This is a genomic window from Rothia sp. HMSC069C03, from assembly GCF_001811075.1.
Classification (GTDB): Bacteria; Actinomycetota; Actinomycetes; order Actinomycetales; family Micrococcaceae; genus Rothia; species Rothia mucilaginosa.
The window spans coordinates 50,155-67,560 of sequence record NZ_KZ627141.1; the positions used below are offsets into that span (position 1 = coordinate 50,155).

Here is a 17,406-nt window from a genome sequence, read left to right on the forward strand (position 1 = left end):
ACTGCCTGATGAATGATTTAGAATTCTGAAGGAGTACAGGACCGGTCTTCTTTTTTATCTTCAGTAGATTCGGGTCTCGTTACGGTGCGGGAAGTTAAAGAATTTAAAAGCTACGGTGAGCAACTAGCCATACTCGAAGGACGAGGGATGGCGATAGAAAATCGTGAAGAAGCGATTGAATCCCTCGCTAAGGTTAATTACTACCGTCTTAGCGGATATTGGCATGCCCTACGCCAGGCTGAGCGTGATGCCTCTGGAGAGACTACCCCGGTTGACCAGTTCAGAGAAGGGGTACGTTTTGACGACGTTGTAGCTCTTTATGAGTACGACCGGCGTTTGCGTTCTATTGCACTTCCCCATTTATCCCAGCCTGAAGTGTACCTACGAGCTTGGGGTATTTACTGGGAGAGATTGACCCGCTAATTCACGAGAAGGAAAATCTACTAGATGTAGCTCCTGCAAGGAGAGAAATCTGGAATAAGTTTGTTCGGATTTGTGGTGACTCTCTTCAACGTTCTAAGGAAGATTTCGCTGTACATCACATAGAACAATACGATGGTAAAGTCCCTGTTTGGGTGCTGGTAGAGGTTCTAGATTTGGGGGCTCTACAGAATCTGTATTTGGTCTCTCTGCCAAATATTCGACGAGATATCGCGAAAGCCTTGGGGTGTACTGACCCTCAGTTGGAAACTTGGATTAACTCGCTGCGGGTAATGCGCAATATTTGTGCGCATCAAAGTAGGTTCTACAATAAGCTGCACCCAGAGCCTCGCCTGCCGCGTGTGTTGAGAGGTGGAAGAGTTGAGAGCCCTGAAATCCGTGAGGTTGTTGACCTATTTGGTGTTCCTCAGCCTGAAGAAAACCATAAAATGCGTAAGACTTTCGGAATGCTCATTCTCCTCAAATATCTGATGGATCAGGGTGGAATTGGGGATACGGAATCTTTGGTGCAGATTCTGAAGGAGCGTCCTAATATTTCCGTTCCTGGGGTTGATGTATCGCGGGCTATGGGCATACCCCAAGGTTGGGAAGAAACCCGTTTGTGGAGCTAAAATCTCACAGATTATAGACACGCTGAAAGGGGCGGAGGTGAAAACCTCCGCCCCTTTTCGCATCGCCAAAGTGCTCTGAGAATGTGTTCTGAGCCGGTACCTTCCGCGGCCGTGGCGGCGCCGGTAGTGCCGCACCGCAGAAGCTAGAAGAGTGCCGCCGCTAACGCTGCAGGCTACCCTTCGCCTCGCTCGGATTATCCCAACCCAAGGCAAGAGTCACGATCAAGCCCACGGCAATGAAACCGCAACCGGTCGCGGTGCCGAAAGCAATCCAGCGCACGGCAGGAACACCTTCAGCGAGCACAATAGTCACCAGCGCGGCAAGAGCTACCAGGGAGAGGATCCAAGCTCCAGTCTTCATATTCACAATGAGTCACTTCCTAGAGTATGTATGTGTGGGTGCGCGCCGCCGACCGGGAACGCGCCCGGCGCGGTATGCGTGCTCTCCCAGCATACCCTTAAATAAGTATCTGTAATGCAAGTATTGCATGCCGTGTCCCCAGAATCGCCCCATCGCTGCCCCAACCCCCACCTCAATCACTGCGCCAAACTCCACCGCACCGCAGATTCGGTACGATAAACCCATGACTGAATCCACACACACCACCCGTGTAGCCCCCCTGCCCTGCGATGCGCTCGCCGCCGAACGCACCCTCGTGATGGGCATCCTCAACGTCACCCCTGACTCCTTCAGCGACGGCGGCCAGCACTACGCCGCCACCGACGCCATCGCCCGCGCCGCCCGCATGATCGCCGAGGGCGCCTCCATTATCGACATTGGCGGCGAATCCACCCGCCCCGGTGCCGTGCGCATCAGCGTGGAGGAGGAACAGCGCCGCATCCTGCCCGTCATCGAGGCAGTCGCGCAGATGGGCACCACCATCAGTGTGGACACCATGAACCCGCAGACCGCCCGCGCCGCCATCGCCGCCGGTGCGCACATCATCAACGACGTGTCCGGTCTGAACGTAAGCGACGAAATGATTGAAACCGCCGCCGAACTGCAGGTGCCGTACATCCTCATGCACGCCCGCGGCACCTCCCAGACCATGGACAGCCTGGCGGAGTACCCCCGCGGCGTGGTCACCGAGGTTGTGGAGGAGCTGACCAGCCTGCGTGAGCGTTTCCTTGCCGCCGGTGTGCTGCCGCAGAACCTGATTCTTGACCCGGGCCTGGGCTTCGCGAAGGGCGGTATGCAGGATTGGGAGCTGCTCGCCGCCATTGACGAGCTACAGGCCCTGGGCCACCGCCTGCTCATTGCCGGTTCCCGCAAGCGTTTTATCGCCAACGCCCTGACCGCGGCGGATGCGGCCCTGGCCGAGCGCCTGAACGCGAGCGGCTTCACCGCAACCGATGCGGGTGAGGCTGAACGTGAACTGTGGCAGCCGCTGTCGGAACCGCGCCCGGCTCAGCACCGTGCGGCAGCTTCTGCGGCGGTGACCGCCCTGGTGGCGGCGCGCGGCGTGTGGGCGGTGCGCGTGCACGACGTGCCCGCCAGCGTGGATGCGGTGACGGTCGCCTCCGCGCTGCGCTCCGTAAGCTAAGGTTCTGTCAGCTAGAACCACCAACCCCGTCCACAACCTCCGACTATCCGAATACCCTCTAGGAGACCCCCAATGACCCAGGCAGATTACGCCCGCCACGACCGCATCACCCTCACCGGCATCACCGCGAAGGGCTACCACGGCGTGCTCGACTTTGAGAAGCGCGACGGCCAGCCCTTCGTCGTGGACGCGACCCTGTACAGCGATTTTTCCGCCGCAGCCGCTACGGATGACCTGACGAAGACCACGAACTACGCGCTCGTGGTTGACCTGATTCACCGCCACGTGACGAACGGTTCGCTGGATTTGATTGAGACCCTTGCGGTAAACATTGCCGAGGGTATTCTCGCGATGTTTGAGCTTGTGGAGGCGGTGGAGATTACCGTATCGAAGCCGCAGGCGCCGATTGAGTTGCCGTTCGGTAACGTTGCGGTGAGTGTGTTCCGCGAACGTGCCGCGGAGCGTGTTGTGGAGGGCGGCCACTAGTGGCGGGCGCAGCAGAATATACACACCGCGCGGTGTTGGCGTTGGGCTCGAACCTGGGCGAAAGCGAAGACACCCTGGAGCGTGCCGTCGCCGACCTGATGGCGGGCGGCGTGCAGCTGGTGCGTGCCTCCGGGTTGTACCGTACCGCCCCGATGGGTGGCCCGACGGGTCAGCCGGATTTCGTGAACGCGGTCATTGAAGTGACCACTGACCTGGGCGCCTACGAGCTGCTGAAGCTGTGTAATGCGGTGGAGGCGGCGCATCACCGTGAGCGCCTGGTGCGTTGGGGTCCGCGCACCCTCGATATTGACGTGATTGACTATGACGGCGTGATCTCTGAGGATCCGGTGCTGACTTTGCCGCATCCGCGGGCGCAGGAGCGTGCTTTTGTGCTGGTGCCGTGGGCGCAGATGGACCCGCAGGCGTACCTGACGGTGACCCGGCGTGCGGAGCCTTCGGGGGAGCGGCCGGATGAGGTTCCTGCGCCGCTGAGCCGCGAGGTCGTGAACGTTGCGGAGCTGTCCCGCACGCTGCTTGGGGCGGATGAAGACGCTATCAGCTATATGCGTGAGATGCAGGTACCTGATCAGCCTTAAATGTGGCACTCTGGAAGGTAGAAGAACCTACCGAAAGGAAACACCATGAAGCCCCTGAGTTATCGGGCGATTATTGTGGCGGCTGTGTGCGGTGCCGCTGCCGCTCTTATGGTGAATTCCGTGATGATTGGCGCCGGTTTTGGTGAGCTGAATTTTTCGTGGATGCTCGGCGCGGTGTGCCTGCTGGTTGCGGCGGGAGCCGTGTGGCTGGGTGTGCAGGTGGCTCGTTATCGTCGTATTCAGACGCGTGAGAAGGCACCCCATATGGGCCCGATTCTTGCGGCGCGTGCGGTGGCGTATGCGCAGGGTTCCATCATGACCGGTGCCCTGTTGACGGGCTGGTGCGCTGCGATTCTTGGCTACCATGTGGCGATGGTGTCTGTGCGCGGTTTTTCGGTGGTCTTTTGGGAGGTTCTTGTTAATTGTGTGGGCAGTGTTGCCCTGCTGATTGCTGGGTTGTGGGCGCAGCATTGTTGTCGTATTCCGCCGGAGGATGATGAGGATGCGGCCTCCTCTTCCGGTGCTGTAAAGCCGCGAGAGGGAGGAACCTATGTCGGCTCCTAACCAGAATAGTTATTCGCCGAATGGCCAGTACGGGCAGGACGCCCAACAGGGTCAGTATGGTCAGAACCAGCCTGCTCAGCAGAACCAGTACGGGCAGTACCAGCAACCCTACGGTCAGGCGGGTGCCCCGTATGGACAGCAGACCCAGAATGACCAGCAGGCGCAGTATGGACAACAGACACAGTACGGTCAGCAGGTTCCGCCTGTTGCCGCGTACCCGAACGCCCCTCAGCCGGTTCCCCCTCAGCAGGTTCCCGCGCAGCCCGTGCCGGAGCCGCAGTGGGTGCCCACCGCCTCCCGCTACCTGACTGTTCGTTTTGTTCACACTATTTCTGCCCTGGCGCTCCCGATTCTTGCGGGTGTTGCCATGTATTGTGCGGGCGCGTTCTTCGGCGGCCCGGAGGCGCTACGCATCGTCGGCCTAGTGGTGGTCGCGGTGTTTGGTCTGTGGGGTCTGTGGTGGATTCTGACCACGCCGCGCCGTACTCGCGCGCTCGGCTATGCGCTGGAGTCGAATCATCTGATGGCTCGCCGCGGTATCGTGTTCCGTTCGATGAGCTCTATGCCGTACGGTCGCATCCAGTATGTTGATGTGGATTCGGGTCCGCTGGAGCGCATGTGCGGTGTTGCCCGCCTGACGGTGCGCACCGCGGGTACAACCACCGGCACGATGGTGCTGTTCGGTATTCCGCTGAACATGGCGGAGGAGCTGCGCGCGGATCTGGTGCGCCGCGCCGATGAGCGAATGGCGGCACTCTAATGAGTACCCCGGTTCCGAATAATAACGCCCCGAACTCTCAGGAGCAGAAGTGGTGGCGTGCCGATATTCGCACGTTCATCATGAACCTCTGGTTCATTATTCTGTTGGCGTTTGGTTTCTTCCAGAGCATTATCCTGAATATTTTGACCACCCCGCCGAACGAGTGGGGCGCGCGATTGACGCAGGCATTTGACGAGAACAGTAGCTACTTCAGCGCAACGTACTCGCAGCTTATCGGCTTCGCCGTGCTCGTTCTGATTCTGGTTGCTGGCTCGTTTGACTGGTGGTTTACCCGCTATAGCCTGGACGATTTGGCGATTCACCGCCGTAGCGGTTTTCTGTTCAAGAAGAACCGCACGATCCGTCTGGAGAGCGTGCAGAGCGTGGACATTTCGCGTCCTCTGGTGGCGCGCCTGCTGGGCCTGTCGGAGCTTCGTTTTGAGGTAGCTGACGGCTCTTCGGAGGCGCTGCACATCAAGTACGTTTCTGCCCGCAAGGCGGAGGTTCTGCGCCGCACCGCGATGGCGAGTATTAACCTGCTGAGTTCGGAGGCGGCTGGCCGCCCGGTCGACGTGCTGCTCGATAGCATGCAGATTTCGGCGGAGCGCATGCCGGATGAGGATCAGCTGCACCAGCCGTTTGAGGCATCTTACGAGGCGTCCTATGGTGCGCCCGCACAGGACGGCACTCAGCAGGTGGCGCATCAGCAGGGCGCCCAGCAGCTCGCACCCGACCAGTTCGTACCCCAGCAGCCCGTCGCATCCCGTCGCGGTGCTCGCGGTCGTATGCCGATGCCGGTCGCGGCGGACCCCTCGCAGCCGCCGATTTTCCGCATCTCGAATGTGCGTCTGATTGCCTCCATCATGCTGGAGCACCTGGTGTGGCTGGTGCCCGCCGTAGCCCTCATGGTCGGTGCCGCGGTCTTCGCCGCGATGATGGGCGGCGAGAGCCCGTTCCTCATTTTCATGGCGATGCTGCCCGGTATGTTCGCGCCCATGGTCGGTTACGTGGTTGCCCTCTGGACACGTTTTGACGGTGCCGCGAACTTCAAAATCACCCCCAGCGGTCAGGGCGGCGTGACCCTGCGCTACGGTTTCACCGGCACGCACACGCAGAACGTGATGGTTGAGCGTATTCAGGCGCTCGCCGTGGAGCAGTCCATCCTGTGGCGTGCGTTCGGCTGGTACCGCATCAAGATGACCATTGCCGGTATTGGTATTGAGAAGAACGACAACCAGAAGGTTGTAACCCGCAATGTTGCCCTGCCGGTTGGCAATAAGCAGGAGACGCTGATGGTGTTGCGTCTGCTGTTGCCCGCCCTGGATGAAGCGCAGGCGCAGGTGCTGCTGGATACCGCCGATGGTTCGCTGAAGAGTCAGAAGCCGCAGGTTCCGGCAATGATTGTGACGCCCTCTTCGGCGCGCTGGATGGACCTGCTCACCTGGAAGCGTAACGGCGTGACCACGGTCGGTTACACTGCCGGTTCGGTGCAGGCGACCACCCGCATTGATTCTGATGCGGCACGTTCGAGCGTTGGTGAGCATACGCGAGGCGACCTGCTGCTGATTCGTGGCGGCTACTTTATCCGTACGCTGTCGATTGTGCCGGTCAGCCGTGTGCTGAGCGTGAGCCGGGGTCAGGGCCCGCTGCAGCGTGCCTTTGGATGCGCGAGTGTGCATTTCGGTACGGTGCCCGGCCCGGTGCGCACGCTCATGATGCACCTACCGCCGCGTGTCTGCGAGGACCTGGTGTGGATGATGACGGTTCGGCTGGAGGGTATTGAACCCTACTACCGCGTACCGGTGATGAGTGGGCGCCCCTAAGCCAGCCCGTTAGCTGAGCTTCCCCGCCGGGTTAGCGGGCAACAAAACTACAGAACGGGCCCTGCCGTCAGTGTTCTTCGTGACACCGGCGGCAGGGTTGCCGTGAAAGGGAGAATATACTTAAAGCCGTGATACAGCATTCAAAACCTGCGCGTTTAGGCATTGGAATTATTTCCGCCGGGAGGGTCGGATCCGTCCTCGGTGCGGCTTTGCGTGCCTGCGAGCACACTATTGTGGGTGTTCACGCGGTGTCTGAGGCTTCCCAGGAGCGCGCCGCGATGCTACTTCCCGATGTGCCGTTGCTGCCGGTGGAGCAGATTGCTGAGCGTAGCGAATTGCTGATTCTCGCGGTTCCCGATGATGAGCTGCCGGGCCTCATCACTTACCTGGCGTCCTCGGGAAGTATTACCGCCGGTCAGATTCTGGTGCACACCTCCGGCCGTTACGGCACCGAGGTTCTCGCACCGGTAACCGCGCTGGGCGCTATCGGTTTGGCGATTCACCCCGCCATGACGTTTACCGGCATGTCCGTGGACCTGCAGCGTCTGAACGGCACCTGCTTCGCCGTAACCGGACCCGCACCGTTCATCCCGATTGCTCAGGCACTCGTGGTGGAGATGGGCGGTGAACCCGTGCACGTTGCCGAGGCTGACCGAGCGCTCTACCACGCAGCCTTAGCGCACGCCGCGAACCACCTCGTGACCATCCTGGGTCAGTCCCAGCAGGTGCTCGCCTCCATCGGTATTGAGGACCCGGCACGCTACATGGGGCCGCTCGTTCGAGCCGCCGTGGACAATGCGCTCGCCAGCGGTGAGGGTGCTCTCACCGGGCCCGTAGCACGTGGAGACGCAGGCACCGTGAAGGCTCACCTTCAGGCTCTGAATGAGTACTCAGAGCATGAGAAAACAGGTGATATTACAGACTCTTACGCCGCTCTGGCACACGCAACCGCAAAAAGAGCGCATAATAGAGGTTTGTTAAACGATGAACAACTGGGACGAATTGAGGATCTGCTGGGTGAGTCTTCGGACCGCAACCACCCCGGCGATATTGATGATTCAGCCCCCGAAAACAAGGAGTTCTCGTCATGACTGAGACTTCGATGCCCCGAGTCGTGACCACCATTGCGGATTTCCGCACGGCAATCACCGAATCCCTTGCCGCCGCGCAGGAGGAACTGGACCGGGCAGCCCGCCAGGAGGCGGAGCAGAACGGCACCGCAGTTCAGTACAAGAACGCATCCCTGGGCTACGTGCCCACCATGGGCGCCCTGCACGACGGCCACGCAACCCTGTTGCGTCGCGCCGCTGAACAGAATGACGTAGTGGTCGCCTCCATTTTCGTGAACCCGCTACAGTTTGGCCCCGGCGAGGATTACGAAGCATACCCGCGCACCCTGGAGGCAGACGCTGCCCTGGCTGGTGCCGCCGGTGTTGACATTATTTTTGCCCCCGAGGTTGAAGAGATGTACCCCGATGGCGACCCGCTCATCCGCATTTCGAGCGGCGAGCTGGGCACCAAGTTTGAGGGTGCGACCCGTCCGGGCCACTTTGATGGCGTGCTGGCCGTGGTCAATAAGTTCTTCAACATTATTCGCCCCGCAGCCGGTAACCACCCGGTGAATGCGTACTTCGGTCAGAAGGACGCTCAGCAGTACATCCTGATTCAGCGTATGGTGCGCGATTTCAACCACGACGTGATCATGCGCCCTGTGGCGATTGTTCGCGAAGATAACGGTCTGGCGCTGTCTTCGCGTAATAGCTACCTGTCGGATGAGGAGCGCGAGTCTGCCCTGGTGCTGTCCCGCACTCTGGCGATGCTGCGTGAGAATTCGCTGAACCGTGGTTTCCACGAGATTGATTTGGACGGTGCGCGTGAGCGTATCAACTCCACTCCGGGTGTGCGCCTTGACTACCTGGAACTGGTCGACCCGATGACTTTCGGTGAGCCGACTGAGGAGTCGGAGCGAGTGCTGGCACTGGTTGCTGCGTTCGTTGGCCCGACCCGCCTGATTGACAACATGGACCTGCGCTAAGCGTTCGTTCGTTTAGAAGAGTCCCCAACACACTACACAGATAGGTATCACTGTGAGCACTGAGCACACTGCCGCACCGGCGATTGCTGATATGTCCGAGCAGATGCAGATTCGCCTGGAAAAGCGTGCGAAGCTGATCGAGTCGGGTCGCGAGGCATACCCGGTGGGTCTGCTGGATTCTGAGGGTAACCGCGTGGAACCCAACCACATTGAGGATCTGCGCGCCGAGTACGATCCGAAGCTGGCTGCTGAGGAGCTGAAGGCTGGCGACGAGACTGACCGTGTGGTGCATGTTGGTGGCCGCGTGGTGTTCGTCCGTAACACCGGTAAGCTGTGCTTTGCGACCCTGCAGGGTGGTACCGAGGGTAAGCGCATCCAGGCGATGCTGTCGCTGGCTGAGGTGGGCGAGGAGTCCCTGTCTGAGTGGAAGTCCCTGGTTGACCTGGGTGACCACGTGTTCGTGACCGGCCGCGTGATTGTTTCTCGCCGCGGTGAGCTGTCCATTATGGTGACCGATTGGAAGATGGCGTCGAAGGCGCTGCGCCCCATGCCGGTTCTGCACAAGGACCTGAACGAGGAAACCCGCGTTCGCCAGCGTTACCTGGACCTGATGGTTCGCGAGGAGGCTCGCGAGCTGGTGAAGAAGCGCGCCCTGATTACCCGCACCGTCCGCCGCGTGCTGGAGGATCACGGCTACATTGAGGTTGAGACTCCGGTTCTGCAGCTGGTGCACGGTGGCGCGACTGCTCGCCCGTTCCGCACCCACCTGAACGCTTTTGATCAGCCGATGACCATGCGTATTGCGACCGAGCTGCCGCTCAAGCGCGCAGTGGTGGGCGGTATTGAGCGCGTGTACGAGATTGGCCGCGTGTTCCGTAACGAGGGTGTGGACTCGACCCACAGCCCCGAGTTCACCACCCTGGAGTGCTACGAGACGTACGCTGACCAGTTCGTGATGGCTGAGCGCATGAAGGAGATTATCCAGAGCTGCGCGAAGGCTGTCGGTACCGAGCGTATTGAGACCGAGAACGGCACCATTGACCTGTTCGGTGAGTGGAAGTGGGTTGGCGTGTACCCGGGCCTGTCTGAGGCTGTGGGCGTTGAGATCACCCCCGAGACTGACGCTTCGGTTCTGCGCGAGATTGCTGAGAAGCACGAGGTGGATATCGACCCGAAGTGGGGCGCTGAGAAGCTGGTGACCGAGCTCTTCGGTGAGATTGTTGAGCCGACCCTGGTGAACCCGACCTTCGTGTACGATTACCCGCCGAGCGCTCAGCCGCTGGCGCGTCCGCACCGTTCCGGTGAGCCCCTGATTGAGGCATGGGACCTGATTATTGGCGGTATGGAGCGCGGTACCGCGTTCTCCGAGCTGATTGACCCGGTCATTCAGCGTGAGCGCCTGACCGCTCAGTCGCTACTGGCTGCTGCCGGTGACGATGAGGCGATGGAGCTGGATGAGGACTTCCTGCGCGCCCTGGAGCACGGTGCACCCCCGATGGGTGGCTTGGGTCTGGGCATTGACCGTCTGATTATGCTGCTGGCGGGCGATCAGGATCCGAAGCGTCCGGGTACTGTGGTGCGTCAGCCCGGTATTCGTGAGACTATTCTCTTCCCCTTGATGAAGCCGGAAGCCTAAGCTTTAGCTTCACCTGTAGGGTTTCTTGAACTTTGCCTTTAGGGGTGTGAGTGCGGCGGATGCCGCGGATACAGTTGTATCTGCGGCACCCGCCGTTTTCTGTGCACCCTTTTGCACGGTGTATAGCTTCTGAGGTGGAGTTTTCTGTTTATTTGCACAGGTCAGGGGTTTTAAAGGGGTTTTCGTTCTATTCTGGTGCTGATTTATGCTGCTCTATTCACTCTGGCAGATGCTTCTGTTCTTGTGCACAAATGTGTTGTGTAAAAAGAATGAGGTGCTGGGATAGAGGTAGAATTTCGCTTTTGAATAGAGCTGAAATGTTATGGTGCGAATGGTCTATTGTGCAGACTCGTACGGGCGCTATATTTCACTCAGATTGTCGGGGGCGCCGGGGCGCATTATTAGGTGTCTTTGTCTCTGGGGCTGTGTCTGCTGTCTGGAAGAATCCAAAGTATTTGCACTCTGAACTTCACTTTAATGTTCTTGTAGCGGATGCAGATTTAACGGGGATGCACAGAAGCGATATATCGCTGCGGGTGATTGGCGCATTGTTTCAATGCTCAGAATATTTTCGGAATTTTTAATATAGTTCTGTTACTATATGAAAGAAAATTAGTACATAAATATATCCGGCACATTATTTTCTCAATCCCGATAGAGGCTTTTGGGTTTACTCCACAGGATATATGCAACAGATGAGGAGGTGCCTCAATGGCACAGAAGGTTCGCATCATCCTTGAAGACGATCTCGATGGCGGCCCCGCAGACGAAACTATCCGTTTTGGTCTGGACGGCGCTCACTACGAAATCGATCTGTCCTCCGCAAACGCAGCTCGCCTGCGTGACGCTATCCGCCCCTTCGTAGCGAAGTCCCGCCGCGTGCAGGGCACCGCTACCCAGCGCACCCGTGCTCCCCGTGGCACCGCTGTTCCGGTTAAGCGCAACCCCGAGACCGCAGCAATTCGCGAGTGGGCTAAGGCTAACGGCCACAAGGTTTCTGACCGTGGCCGCATCCACCAGGATGTTCAGGACGCATACTATGCAGCAATGAAGGCTCAGGGCTAAAAGTTCTAAGTTATTATGCGTAACCGGAGGGGCTGGTTCTTCAGGGCTCTAAACCTCCGAGTGCTTAGGGCGGACGGTGTTATCACCGTCCGCCTTTTGTTTTGCCCTCTGTGGTGTGTGTTGATATGCGCTGTATATCTGTTTGGGGGAGTGAGGGGGTATTTTTACCCCCAATTCCAATTAACTATTTACATGTAAAATATATAGGGTTGGTTGGTGGTGCAATCTGTGCAATACCGAGAAGGGTATTGGTTGACCGAAGGAGCATAGTTTACATTCGGATTCTGTGTTCGTTTAGATTGCATGCATCGGCAGGAAGGCTAAAGGTGTTGTTGCATTAATCTCTTCGACGCTGTTGTTGTGCGCCGAGATATTCTCCCTGTAAGAGGTGCAGAGCGCACCCTGAATAGAATCGAAAATAATAAGCATTCTACCTATGTGTCGACGCGGGGATTTCCTCTGATGTCGAGATAATTATCGGATGGAATTCTGGCGCAGATCGCCTGAAGATTATGCGGAAATATATACCGGAAATGGTGCCGTATATGTTTTGCGAATTATTGAAATTTCTCACTTAAACATATAAATTTTTAAAAATTTCTGCAATATATTCATGCACGTGCAGGAAACAAGGGGTTTAGGTGTTGGTCTATGTGGGTTCTTGTGTGTTTACTTTTTCCTTAGCCCCTCGTATTGGCACCGTAGCCCCTCGGAACCCACCTGTAGCACCTTCCCGCGGTACATCCGACGGTAATATGCGCACACTCTGCACAGGCAACCCCGGGAAAAGTAGTCAGCCCCAGGAGAAGCAGTCACCACCGGCAAAAACAGGTAGCACCGACCGGGTGGCACCCCGTCCACCTTCAGTAGGCTCACCTGCGTGAGCTAGACCCCTCAAAACCGCCCCCGAACCCCGCTAGAAGCCCCGAAACCGCGCCTAAACCGCCCCTAGAACGCCCCGAACAGCTCATCTGTTCTCTTGATGGCGAACAGACGTCCATCAGCCCGCCCTTTCAGTCGCGCTCAACGTACTCTTGTATCAATAGGAAAATGCAAGGAGTGCGTAAATGTTTGAACGCTTTACCGATCGAGCTCGGCGCGTTGTGGTGCTTGCCCAGGAAGAGGCACGCATGCTCAACCACAACTACATCGGTACCGAACACCTTCTGCTCGGTCTGATTCACGAGGGCGAAGGCATCGGTGCCCGTGCCCTGGAATCATTGGGCGTTACCCTGAACGCAGTACGTGAACAGGTTCAGGACATCGTCGGCCCCGGCCCCCAGGCGCCTAATGGCCACATCCCCTTCACCCCGCGCGCGAAGAAGGTTCTCGAACTGTCCATGCGCGAGGCTATTCAGCTGAACCACGGCTACATCGGCACCGAACACATCCTGCTGGGTATGGTTCGTGCAAACGAGGGCGTGGCAAACCAGGTGCTGGTCAAGCTGGGTGCTGAGCCCGCTGCCGTGCGCCAGGCCGTTATGGACCTGATTTCCGGTTACCCCGGCAACAACTCCGGCGATAAGGAAACCGCTGGCGTGGGTGCGGGTAACTCTCGTGAAGGCACTCCCGCGGGTTCGACCATCCTGGATCAGTTCGGCCGCAACCTCACCGCAGCAGCACGTGAGGGCGAACTGGACCCGGTCATCGGCCGCCACAAGGAGATGGAACGCGTCATGCAGGTCCTCTCCCGCCGTACCAAGAACAACCCCGTGCTGATTGGTGAGCCCGGCGTCGGTAAGACCGCTGTCGTGGAGGGCCTGGCACAGGCTATCGTGCACGGTGACGTCCCTGAGACCCTTAAGGACAAGCACCTGTACACCCTGGACCTGGGCTCCCTGGTCGCAGGTTCGCGCTACCGCGGTGACTTCGAAGAGCGCCTGAAGAAGGTTCTGAAGGAGATTCGCTCCCGCGGCGACATCATCCTGTTCATTGACGAGATTCACACCCTCGTTGGTGCAGGTGCCGCAGAGGGCGCAATTGACGCTGCCTCCATCCTCAAGCCCATGCTGGCTCGAGGCGAACTGCAGACCATCGGTGCAACCACCCTGGACGAGTACCGCAAGCACATTGAGAAGGACGCCGCCCTGGAGCGCCGCTTCCAGCCGATTCAGGTTGATGAGCCCTCTCAGGAGCTCGCCGTGCAGATCCTCAAGGGTGTGCGCGATAAGTACGAGGCGCACCACCGCGTCACCATTACCGACGAGGCAATCGAGACCGCCGTGAACCTTGCGGCACGCTACATCTCTGACCGCTTCCTGCCGGATAAGGCTGTCGACCTGATTGACGAGGCGGGCGCACGCCTGCGCATCAAGCGCATGACCGCACCCCCGGAAATCAAGCTGCTCGACGAGAAGGCAGCCAAGCTGCGCCAGCAGAAGGAAGACGCCATCAACTCCCAGGATTACGAGAAGGCCGCAGGCCTGCGTGATCAGGAGCAGAAGGTTCTGGCTGAGAAGGAAGAAGCCGAGAAGGCATGGCGCGAAGGCGGCGACGCATTCGGCACCGTGACCCCCGAGGTTATTTCTGAGGTTCTTGCCGCTTCCACCGGTGTTCCGGTCTACAAAATCACCGAGGAAGAGTCCAGCCGCCTGCTGACCATGGAGCAGGAGCTCCACAAGCGCGTCATCGGCCAGGAGCACGCTATTGCGGCACTGTCCCGTGCTATCCGCCGTACCCGCGCAGGTCTGAAGGACCCGCGCCGCCCCGGTGGTTCGTTCATCTTCGCCGGCCCGACCGGTGTGGGTAAGACCGAGCTTGCTAAGGCTCTGGCTGAGTTCCTGTTCGGCGATGAGGATTCGCTCATCACCCTGGATATGTCCGAGTACCAGGAGAAGCACACCGTCTCCCGTCTGTTCGGTGCGCCTCCCGGCTACGTTGGCTACGATGAGGGCGGCCAGCTGACCGAGAAGGTCCGCCGCAAGCCCTTCTCCGTGGTCCTGTTCGACGAGGTTGAGAAGGCTCACGCCGACCTGTTCAACTCGCTGTTGCAAATCCTGGAAGACGGTCGCCTGACCGACTCGCAGGGTCGCGTGGTGGACTTCAAGAACACCGTCATCATCATGACCACCAACCTGGGCTCGCGCGACGTGAACCGCCGCATCCCGGTCGGTTTCCAGGCGATGGATGACACCGCAGCCGACTACGAGCGTATGCAGGCACGCGTGATGGAGAACCTCAAGGAGCACTTCCGCCCCGAGTTCCTCAACCGTGTGGATGACATTATCGTCTTCCCGCAGCTCTCCGAGTCTGAGATTCTGCAGATTGTGGACCTGTTCGTGGGTCGCCTGGCTAAGCGCCTGGCGGAGCAGGATATGTCCATTGAGCTGACCAACGCTGCGAAGGTTCTCATGGCAGCTAAGGGTTACGACCCGTCCATGGGTGCTCGTCCGCTGCGCCGCGAGATGCAGCGCAACATTGAAGACGCCCTGTCTGAGAAGATTCTCTTCGGCGACATCAAGCCCGGTGAGAAGATCACCGTGGACGTTGAGGGTGAGGGCGACTCCGCGAAGTTCGTCTTCTCTTCTCAGCCGATGAAGGAGCTGGCTCTGGACTCGGTGCAGGAGCTGAACGAGGGCGAATCTTCTGAGGCTCCCGCATCTGAGGCACCTGCCGCTGAGGGTCAGGGTGGGGACTAAGCCCTAGATAGCTAGGTTTTAGCGCACTAAACGCCTGTGGGGCGGTACCGGAATTATTCGGTACCGCCCCACAGGCGTTTCTATGTGTTTGCGAGGCTCTAAGCCTTGGGAGACTCTAGAAGCCCCGCAGGAGCCACGAGGAGCCTTTCTGCGGCGGGTACTAGAGCGAGACGAGCACTGTATCGCCCTGCGTGACTTCGCGGGCGAGAGAGTCCGCCAGCAGCCCCGCGTAGCAGCGCTGTAGCTGCTCGGCGGCGGGGGAGAGTGCATACAGCGCCTTGAGCGGGCGGTGCACCGCGGCGGGTGCATCAGCCGGGAACGTAAAGTCTGGCGAAGAGGCTGCAACGGGTGAAGAGGTCGTATCACCAGCCGCAGCTACACCCGCGCTTAAAATCAGCTCGCGATTCACCGGCTCATGCGCCGCACGCAACACCGCCATGACCGCCCCGCGCACCTGACGGTCCGTGCCGTGCCAACTCTGGCCCTTGGGGGTGTAGTCCGCCTCCGGCTTGCCCGCCGCAACCCAGGCGCACAGATCCTCCACTGGGCACAGCTCGCAGGTCGGGGACTTCGCCGTGCAGACCAGCGCGCCGAGCTCCATGGTCGCCGCATTCCACAGGCAGGAGGTGGGGGTATCGGCGGGCATGAGCGCCTCCGCCAGGCGAGTCTCAGCCGCCGTCAACGAACGCGAGGGCAACGCTTTGCCAGACACAGCGCGCGCGTGCACGCGGCGGATATTCGTATCAATCACCGTGGCGCGCAGACCAAACGCGAACACGCTAATCGCCGCCGCCGTATAGGAGCCCACGCCCGGCAGAGCCAGCAGCGCCTCGTAGTCGGCGGGAACCTTACCGCGGTGCTGCTCCACAATCGCCACAGCGGCACCGTGCAGACGCTGCGCGCGGCGTGGGTAACCCAGACGGCCCCAGGCGCGCACCGCCTCCGAGGCGGGCTCGGCGGCAAGGTCGGCGGGGGTGGGCCAGCGGCGCATCCATTCCTCCCACACGGGTAGAACGCGCTTGACGGGGGTCTGCTGCAGCATGAACTCGCTGACCATCACACCCCAGGGGGTGCACTCGTCACGACGCCACGGCAAATCGCGTGCCTGGTCGAGGAACCACCGGTTGATTCGGTGGTGGAGCGCCTCGGTATTCGTGCCTTCGGGCAGGGTAGGTTCCGGGCGTGTGCGTGCGGTGCGTTTGGGCTCTGAGGTCATCCGAAAAGCCTACGCCACAGGGCATATATTCCCAAAACTGCATGAACAGAGTTCACTGTGAATCTCAGGGTTAAACCCGGTATCCTTAAGGGTATGTCTGAAAATGGTCCCGTTCTACCTCCCGAAGTCTACCGCCGCCGTCGTATCGTGGCGGTTATTGCTCTGCTCGCTGTCATTCTGCTGTTGGTCGCTGGCGTGACCTCCATGGTCGGCATGATTAACGGCAAGAAAGACGCCACTGTAGCCTCCACCGCGACGGCTTCCGGCGCGCCCTTCCAGAGCTTCAGTGCTCGCCCCACCGAAACTGCTTCGGCTACCCCGTCCGCTAGCGCGACTGCCTCTGCAACTGCATCGGCTACTGCTTCGGCAACCCCCTCGGTGACCGCTTCTGCGGCACCCACTGCAAGCGTGACCACCGCCGCGGCAACCACCCCCGCGGCGACCCCGACTGCTCCCGCACCTACTCCGAGCGTGACCACTGCGGCTGTCGCGGCAGCGTGCACCGCGAACGACCTGAAGGTGACCGTCACCCCCGCGAAGCGTACCTTCGCTGCCGGTGAGCAGGTGTCCTTCCACGTGACCTACACGAACTCCTCGAAGACCCCCTGCGCTGTGGGCGGCGAGGGTGCGAACACCGGCGTGGACCTGAACATCACCTCCGGTGCGGCTCAGGTGTACACCCGCAGCCTGTGCGCGGCGACCGCCGTTCAGAAGGCTGAGGTAGCCGCAGGTGCCGAGGCGGCAACCGACCTGGCGTGGGACCGTAAGATCAACGTCCTGGGTTGCTCTTCCGCTTCGACCGCTCAGAAGGGTTCTTACTGGGCGACCGCTACGGTGAATGGTGTGAGCTCGGCTCAGGTGAACTTTGTGATTCAGTAGTTCACCAACCTGATGTTCACAACGTCTGAACTTTCATAGTTTTTGCCCGTGAATGGGCGCGAAAAGCCCCCGTGCTGGGATTGAACTGCGCCCCGAAACTTGGACGCTATAA

General features: G+C 59.6%; 17 protein-coding genes. 14 read left to right on the plus strand and 3 right to left on the minus strand.

Features of this window, described 5'->3' with window-relative positions; translation table 11 throughout:
* Window positions 1-147 precede the first annotated feature (147 nt).
* The gene (locus tag HMPREF2779_RS09300) at window positions 148-423 is read left to right on the plus strand and encodes an Abi family protein (protein WP_255402017.1); all 276 of its coding nucleotides are present in this window, start codon (window positions 148-150) and stop codon (window positions 421-423) included.
* A complete protein-coding gene (locus HMPREF2779_RS08825; RefSeq protein WP_255402018.1) occupies window positions 390-1,052 on the plus strand; it encodes an Abi family protein in 663 nt (220 codons plus the stop codon). The genes HMPREF2779_RS09300 and HMPREF2779_RS08825 overlap by 34 nt, the downstream gene beginning before the upstream one ends.
* Window positions 1,053-1,212: 160 nt before the next feature.
* Here HMPREF2779_RS08825 and HMPREF2779_RS08830 read toward each other — a convergent pair whose 3' ends face one another.
* Entirely contained in the window at window positions 1,213-1,419 is a 207-nt protein-coding gene (locus HMPREF2779_RS08830; RefSeq protein WP_070616019.1) for a hypothetical protein, read from the minus strand.
* A gap of 217 nt (window positions 1,420-1,636) precedes the next feature.
* Here HMPREF2779_RS08830 and folP point away from each other — a divergent pair, with 217 nt between their 5' ends.
* From folP to HMPREF2779_RS08880, 10 genes are all read left to right on the plus strand, one after another.
* Window positions 1,637-2,596 (plus strand): dihydropteroate synthase, encoded by a 960-nt coding sequence (gene folP / locus HMPREF2779_RS08835; RefSeq protein WP_105361335.1) that lies wholly within the window; start codon window positions 1,637-1,639, stop codon window positions 2,594-2,596.
* A gap of 72 nt (window positions 2,597-2,668) precedes the next feature.
* Window positions 2,669-3,082: a dihydroneopterin aldolase gene (gene folB, locus HMPREF2779_RS08840; RefSeq protein WP_105361336.1), complete on the plus strand. Its 414-nt coding sequence runs from the start codon at window positions 2,669-2,671 to the stop codon at window positions 3,080-3,082.
* A complete protein-coding gene (gene folK, locus HMPREF2779_RS08845) occupies window positions 3,082-3,678 on the plus strand; it encodes a 2-amino-4-hydroxy-6-hydroxymethyldihydropteridine diphosphokinase (RefSeq protein ID WP_105361337.1) in 597 nt (198 codons plus the stop codon). The genes folB and folK overlap by 1 nt, the downstream gene beginning before the upstream one ends.
* Window positions 3,679-3,723: 45 nt before the next feature.
* Window positions 3,724-4,242, plus strand: a complete 519-nt coding sequence (locus HMPREF2779_RS08850; protein WP_105361338.1) for a DUF3180 domain-containing protein — start codon at window positions 3,724-3,726, stop codon at window positions 4,240-4,242.
* Window positions 4,229-5,002, plus strand: a complete 774-nt coding sequence (locus HMPREF2779_RS08855) for a PH domain-containing protein (RefSeq protein WP_105361339.1) — start codon at window positions 4,229-4,231, stop codon at window positions 5,000-5,002. The genes HMPREF2779_RS08850 and HMPREF2779_RS08855 overlap by 14 nt, the downstream gene beginning before the upstream one ends.
* Window positions 5,002-6,825, plus strand: a complete 1,824-nt coding sequence (locus tag HMPREF2779_RS08860) for a PH domain-containing protein (RefSeq protein WP_105361340.1) — start codon at window positions 5,002-5,004, stop codon at window positions 6,823-6,825. Before HMPREF2779_RS08855 ends, HMPREF2779_RS08860 begins: the two co-directional genes overlap by 1 nt.
* Window positions 6,826-6,953: 128 nt before the next feature.
* Window positions 6,954-7,916 (plus strand): Rossmann-like and DUF2520 domain-containing protein, encoded by a 963-nt coding sequence (locus HMPREF2779_RS08865; RefSeq protein WP_070686141.1) that lies wholly within the window; start codon window positions 6,954-6,956, stop codon window positions 7,914-7,916.
* On the plus strand, window positions 7,913-8,860 hold the full coding sequence (gene panC / locus HMPREF2779_RS08870; protein ID WP_070686143.1) for a pantoate--beta-alanine ligase: 948 nt from the start codon (window positions 7,913-7,915) through the stop codon (window positions 8,858-8,860). Before HMPREF2779_RS08865 ends, panC begins: the two co-directional genes overlap by 4 nt.
* A gap of 52 nt (window positions 8,861-8,912) precedes the next feature.
* Window positions 8,913-10,496 carry a lysine--tRNA ligase gene (lysS, locus tag HMPREF2779_RS08875; RefSeq protein WP_199774580.1) on the plus strand — a complete coding sequence of 528 codons (1,584 nt, stop codon included), beginning with the start codon at window positions 8,913-8,915 and terminating at the stop codon, window positions 10,494-10,496.
* Between the two features lie 711 nt (window positions 10,497-11,207).
* A complete protein-coding gene (locus tag HMPREF2779_RS08880) occupies window positions 11,208-11,561 on the plus strand; it encodes a histone-like nucleoid-structuring protein Lsr2 (RefSeq protein ID WP_070686147.1) in 354 nt (117 codons plus the stop codon).
* 294 nt (window positions 11,562-11,855) lie between these two features.
* On the opposite strand, the gene HMPREF2779_RS09305 is transcribed toward HMPREF2779_RS08880, so the two are convergent.
* Window positions 11,856-11,990 carry a hypothetical protein gene (locus HMPREF2779_RS09305; RefSeq protein WP_255402019.1) on the minus strand — a complete coding sequence of 45 codons (135 nt, stop codon included), beginning with the start codon at window positions 11,988-11,990 and terminating at the stop codon, window positions 11,856-11,858.
* 638 nt (window positions 11,991-12,628) lie between these two features.
* On the opposite strand from HMPREF2779_RS09305, the gene HMPREF2779_RS08885 reads away from it, so the two are divergent.
* A complete protein-coding gene (locus tag HMPREF2779_RS08885; protein ID WP_070686149.1) occupies window positions 12,629-15,199 on the plus strand; it encodes an ATP-dependent Clp protease ATP-binding subunit in 2,571 nt (856 codons plus the stop codon).
* A 160-nt stretch (window positions 15,200-15,359) separates the two neighbouring features.
* On the opposite strand, the gene HMPREF2779_RS08890 is transcribed toward HMPREF2779_RS08885, so the two are convergent.
* The gene (locus HMPREF2779_RS08890) at window positions 15,360-16,415 is read right to left on the minus strand and encodes an HhH-GPD family protein (RefSeq protein WP_199774581.1); all 1,056 of its coding nucleotides are present in this window, start codon (window positions 16,413-16,415) and stop codon (window positions 15,360-15,362) included.
* Between the two features lie 93 nt (window positions 16,416-16,508).
* Between HMPREF2779_RS08890 and HMPREF2779_RS08895 the strand changes: the two genes are divergently transcribed.
* Window positions 16,509-17,294 carry a hypothetical protein gene (locus HMPREF2779_RS08895; protein WP_105361342.1) on the plus strand — a complete coding sequence of 262 codons (786 nt, stop codon included), beginning with the start codon at window positions 16,509-16,511 and terminating at the stop codon, window positions 17,292-17,294.
* Window positions 17,295-17,406 lie beyond the last annotated feature (112 nt).

Excerpts from the sequence above, each read along its gene's own strand:
- HMPREF2779_RS09300 (WP_255402017.1), top strand. The coding sequence starts at position 148 with ATGGCGATAGAAAATCGTGAAGAAGCGATTGAATCCCTCGCTAAGGTT.
- folP (WP_105361335.1), top strand. The coding sequence starts at position 1,637 with ATGACTGAATCCACACACACCACCCGTGTAGCCCCCCTGCCCTGCGAT.
- folB (WP_105361336.1), top strand. The coding sequence starts at position 2,669 with ATGACCCAGGCAGATTACGCCCGCCACGACCGCATCACCCTCACCGGC.
- HMPREF2779_RS08850 (WP_105361338.1), top strand. The coding sequence starts at position 3,724 with ATGAAGCCCCTGAGTTATCGGGCGATTATTGTGGCGGCTGTGTGCGGT.
- HMPREF2779_RS08855 (WP_105361339.1), top strand. The coding sequence starts at position 4,229 with ATGTCGGCTCCTAACCAGAATAGTTATTCGCCGAATGGCCAGTACGGG.
- HMPREF2779_RS08860 (WP_105361340.1), top strand. The coding sequence starts at position 5,002 with ATGAGTACCCCGGTTCCGAATAATAACGCCCCGAACTCTCAGGAGCAG.
- panC (WP_070686143.1), top strand. The coding sequence starts at position 7,913 with ATGACTGAGACTTCGATGCCCCGAGTCGTGACCACCATTGCGGATTTC.
- HMPREF2779_RS08880 (WP_070686147.1), top strand. The coding sequence starts at position 11,208 with ATGGCACAGAAGGTTCGCATCATCCTTGAAGACGATCTCGATGGCGGC.
- HMPREF2779_RS09305 (WP_255402019.1), bottom strand. The coding sequence starts at position 11,990 with ATGCTTATTATTTTCGATTCTATTCAGGGTGCGCTCTGCACCTCTTAC.
- HMPREF2779_RS08885 (WP_070686149.1), top strand. The coding sequence starts at position 12,629 with ATGTTTGAACGCTTTACCGATCGAGCTCGGCGCGTTGTGGTGCTTGCC.
- HMPREF2779_RS08890 (WP_199774581.1), bottom strand. The coding sequence starts at position 16,415 with ATGACCTCAGAGCCCAAACGCACCGCACGCACACGCCCGGAACCTACC.
- HMPREF2779_RS08895 (WP_105361342.1), top strand. The coding sequence starts at position 16,509 with ATGTCTGAAAATGGTCCCGTTCTACCTCCCGAAGTCTACCGCCGCCGT.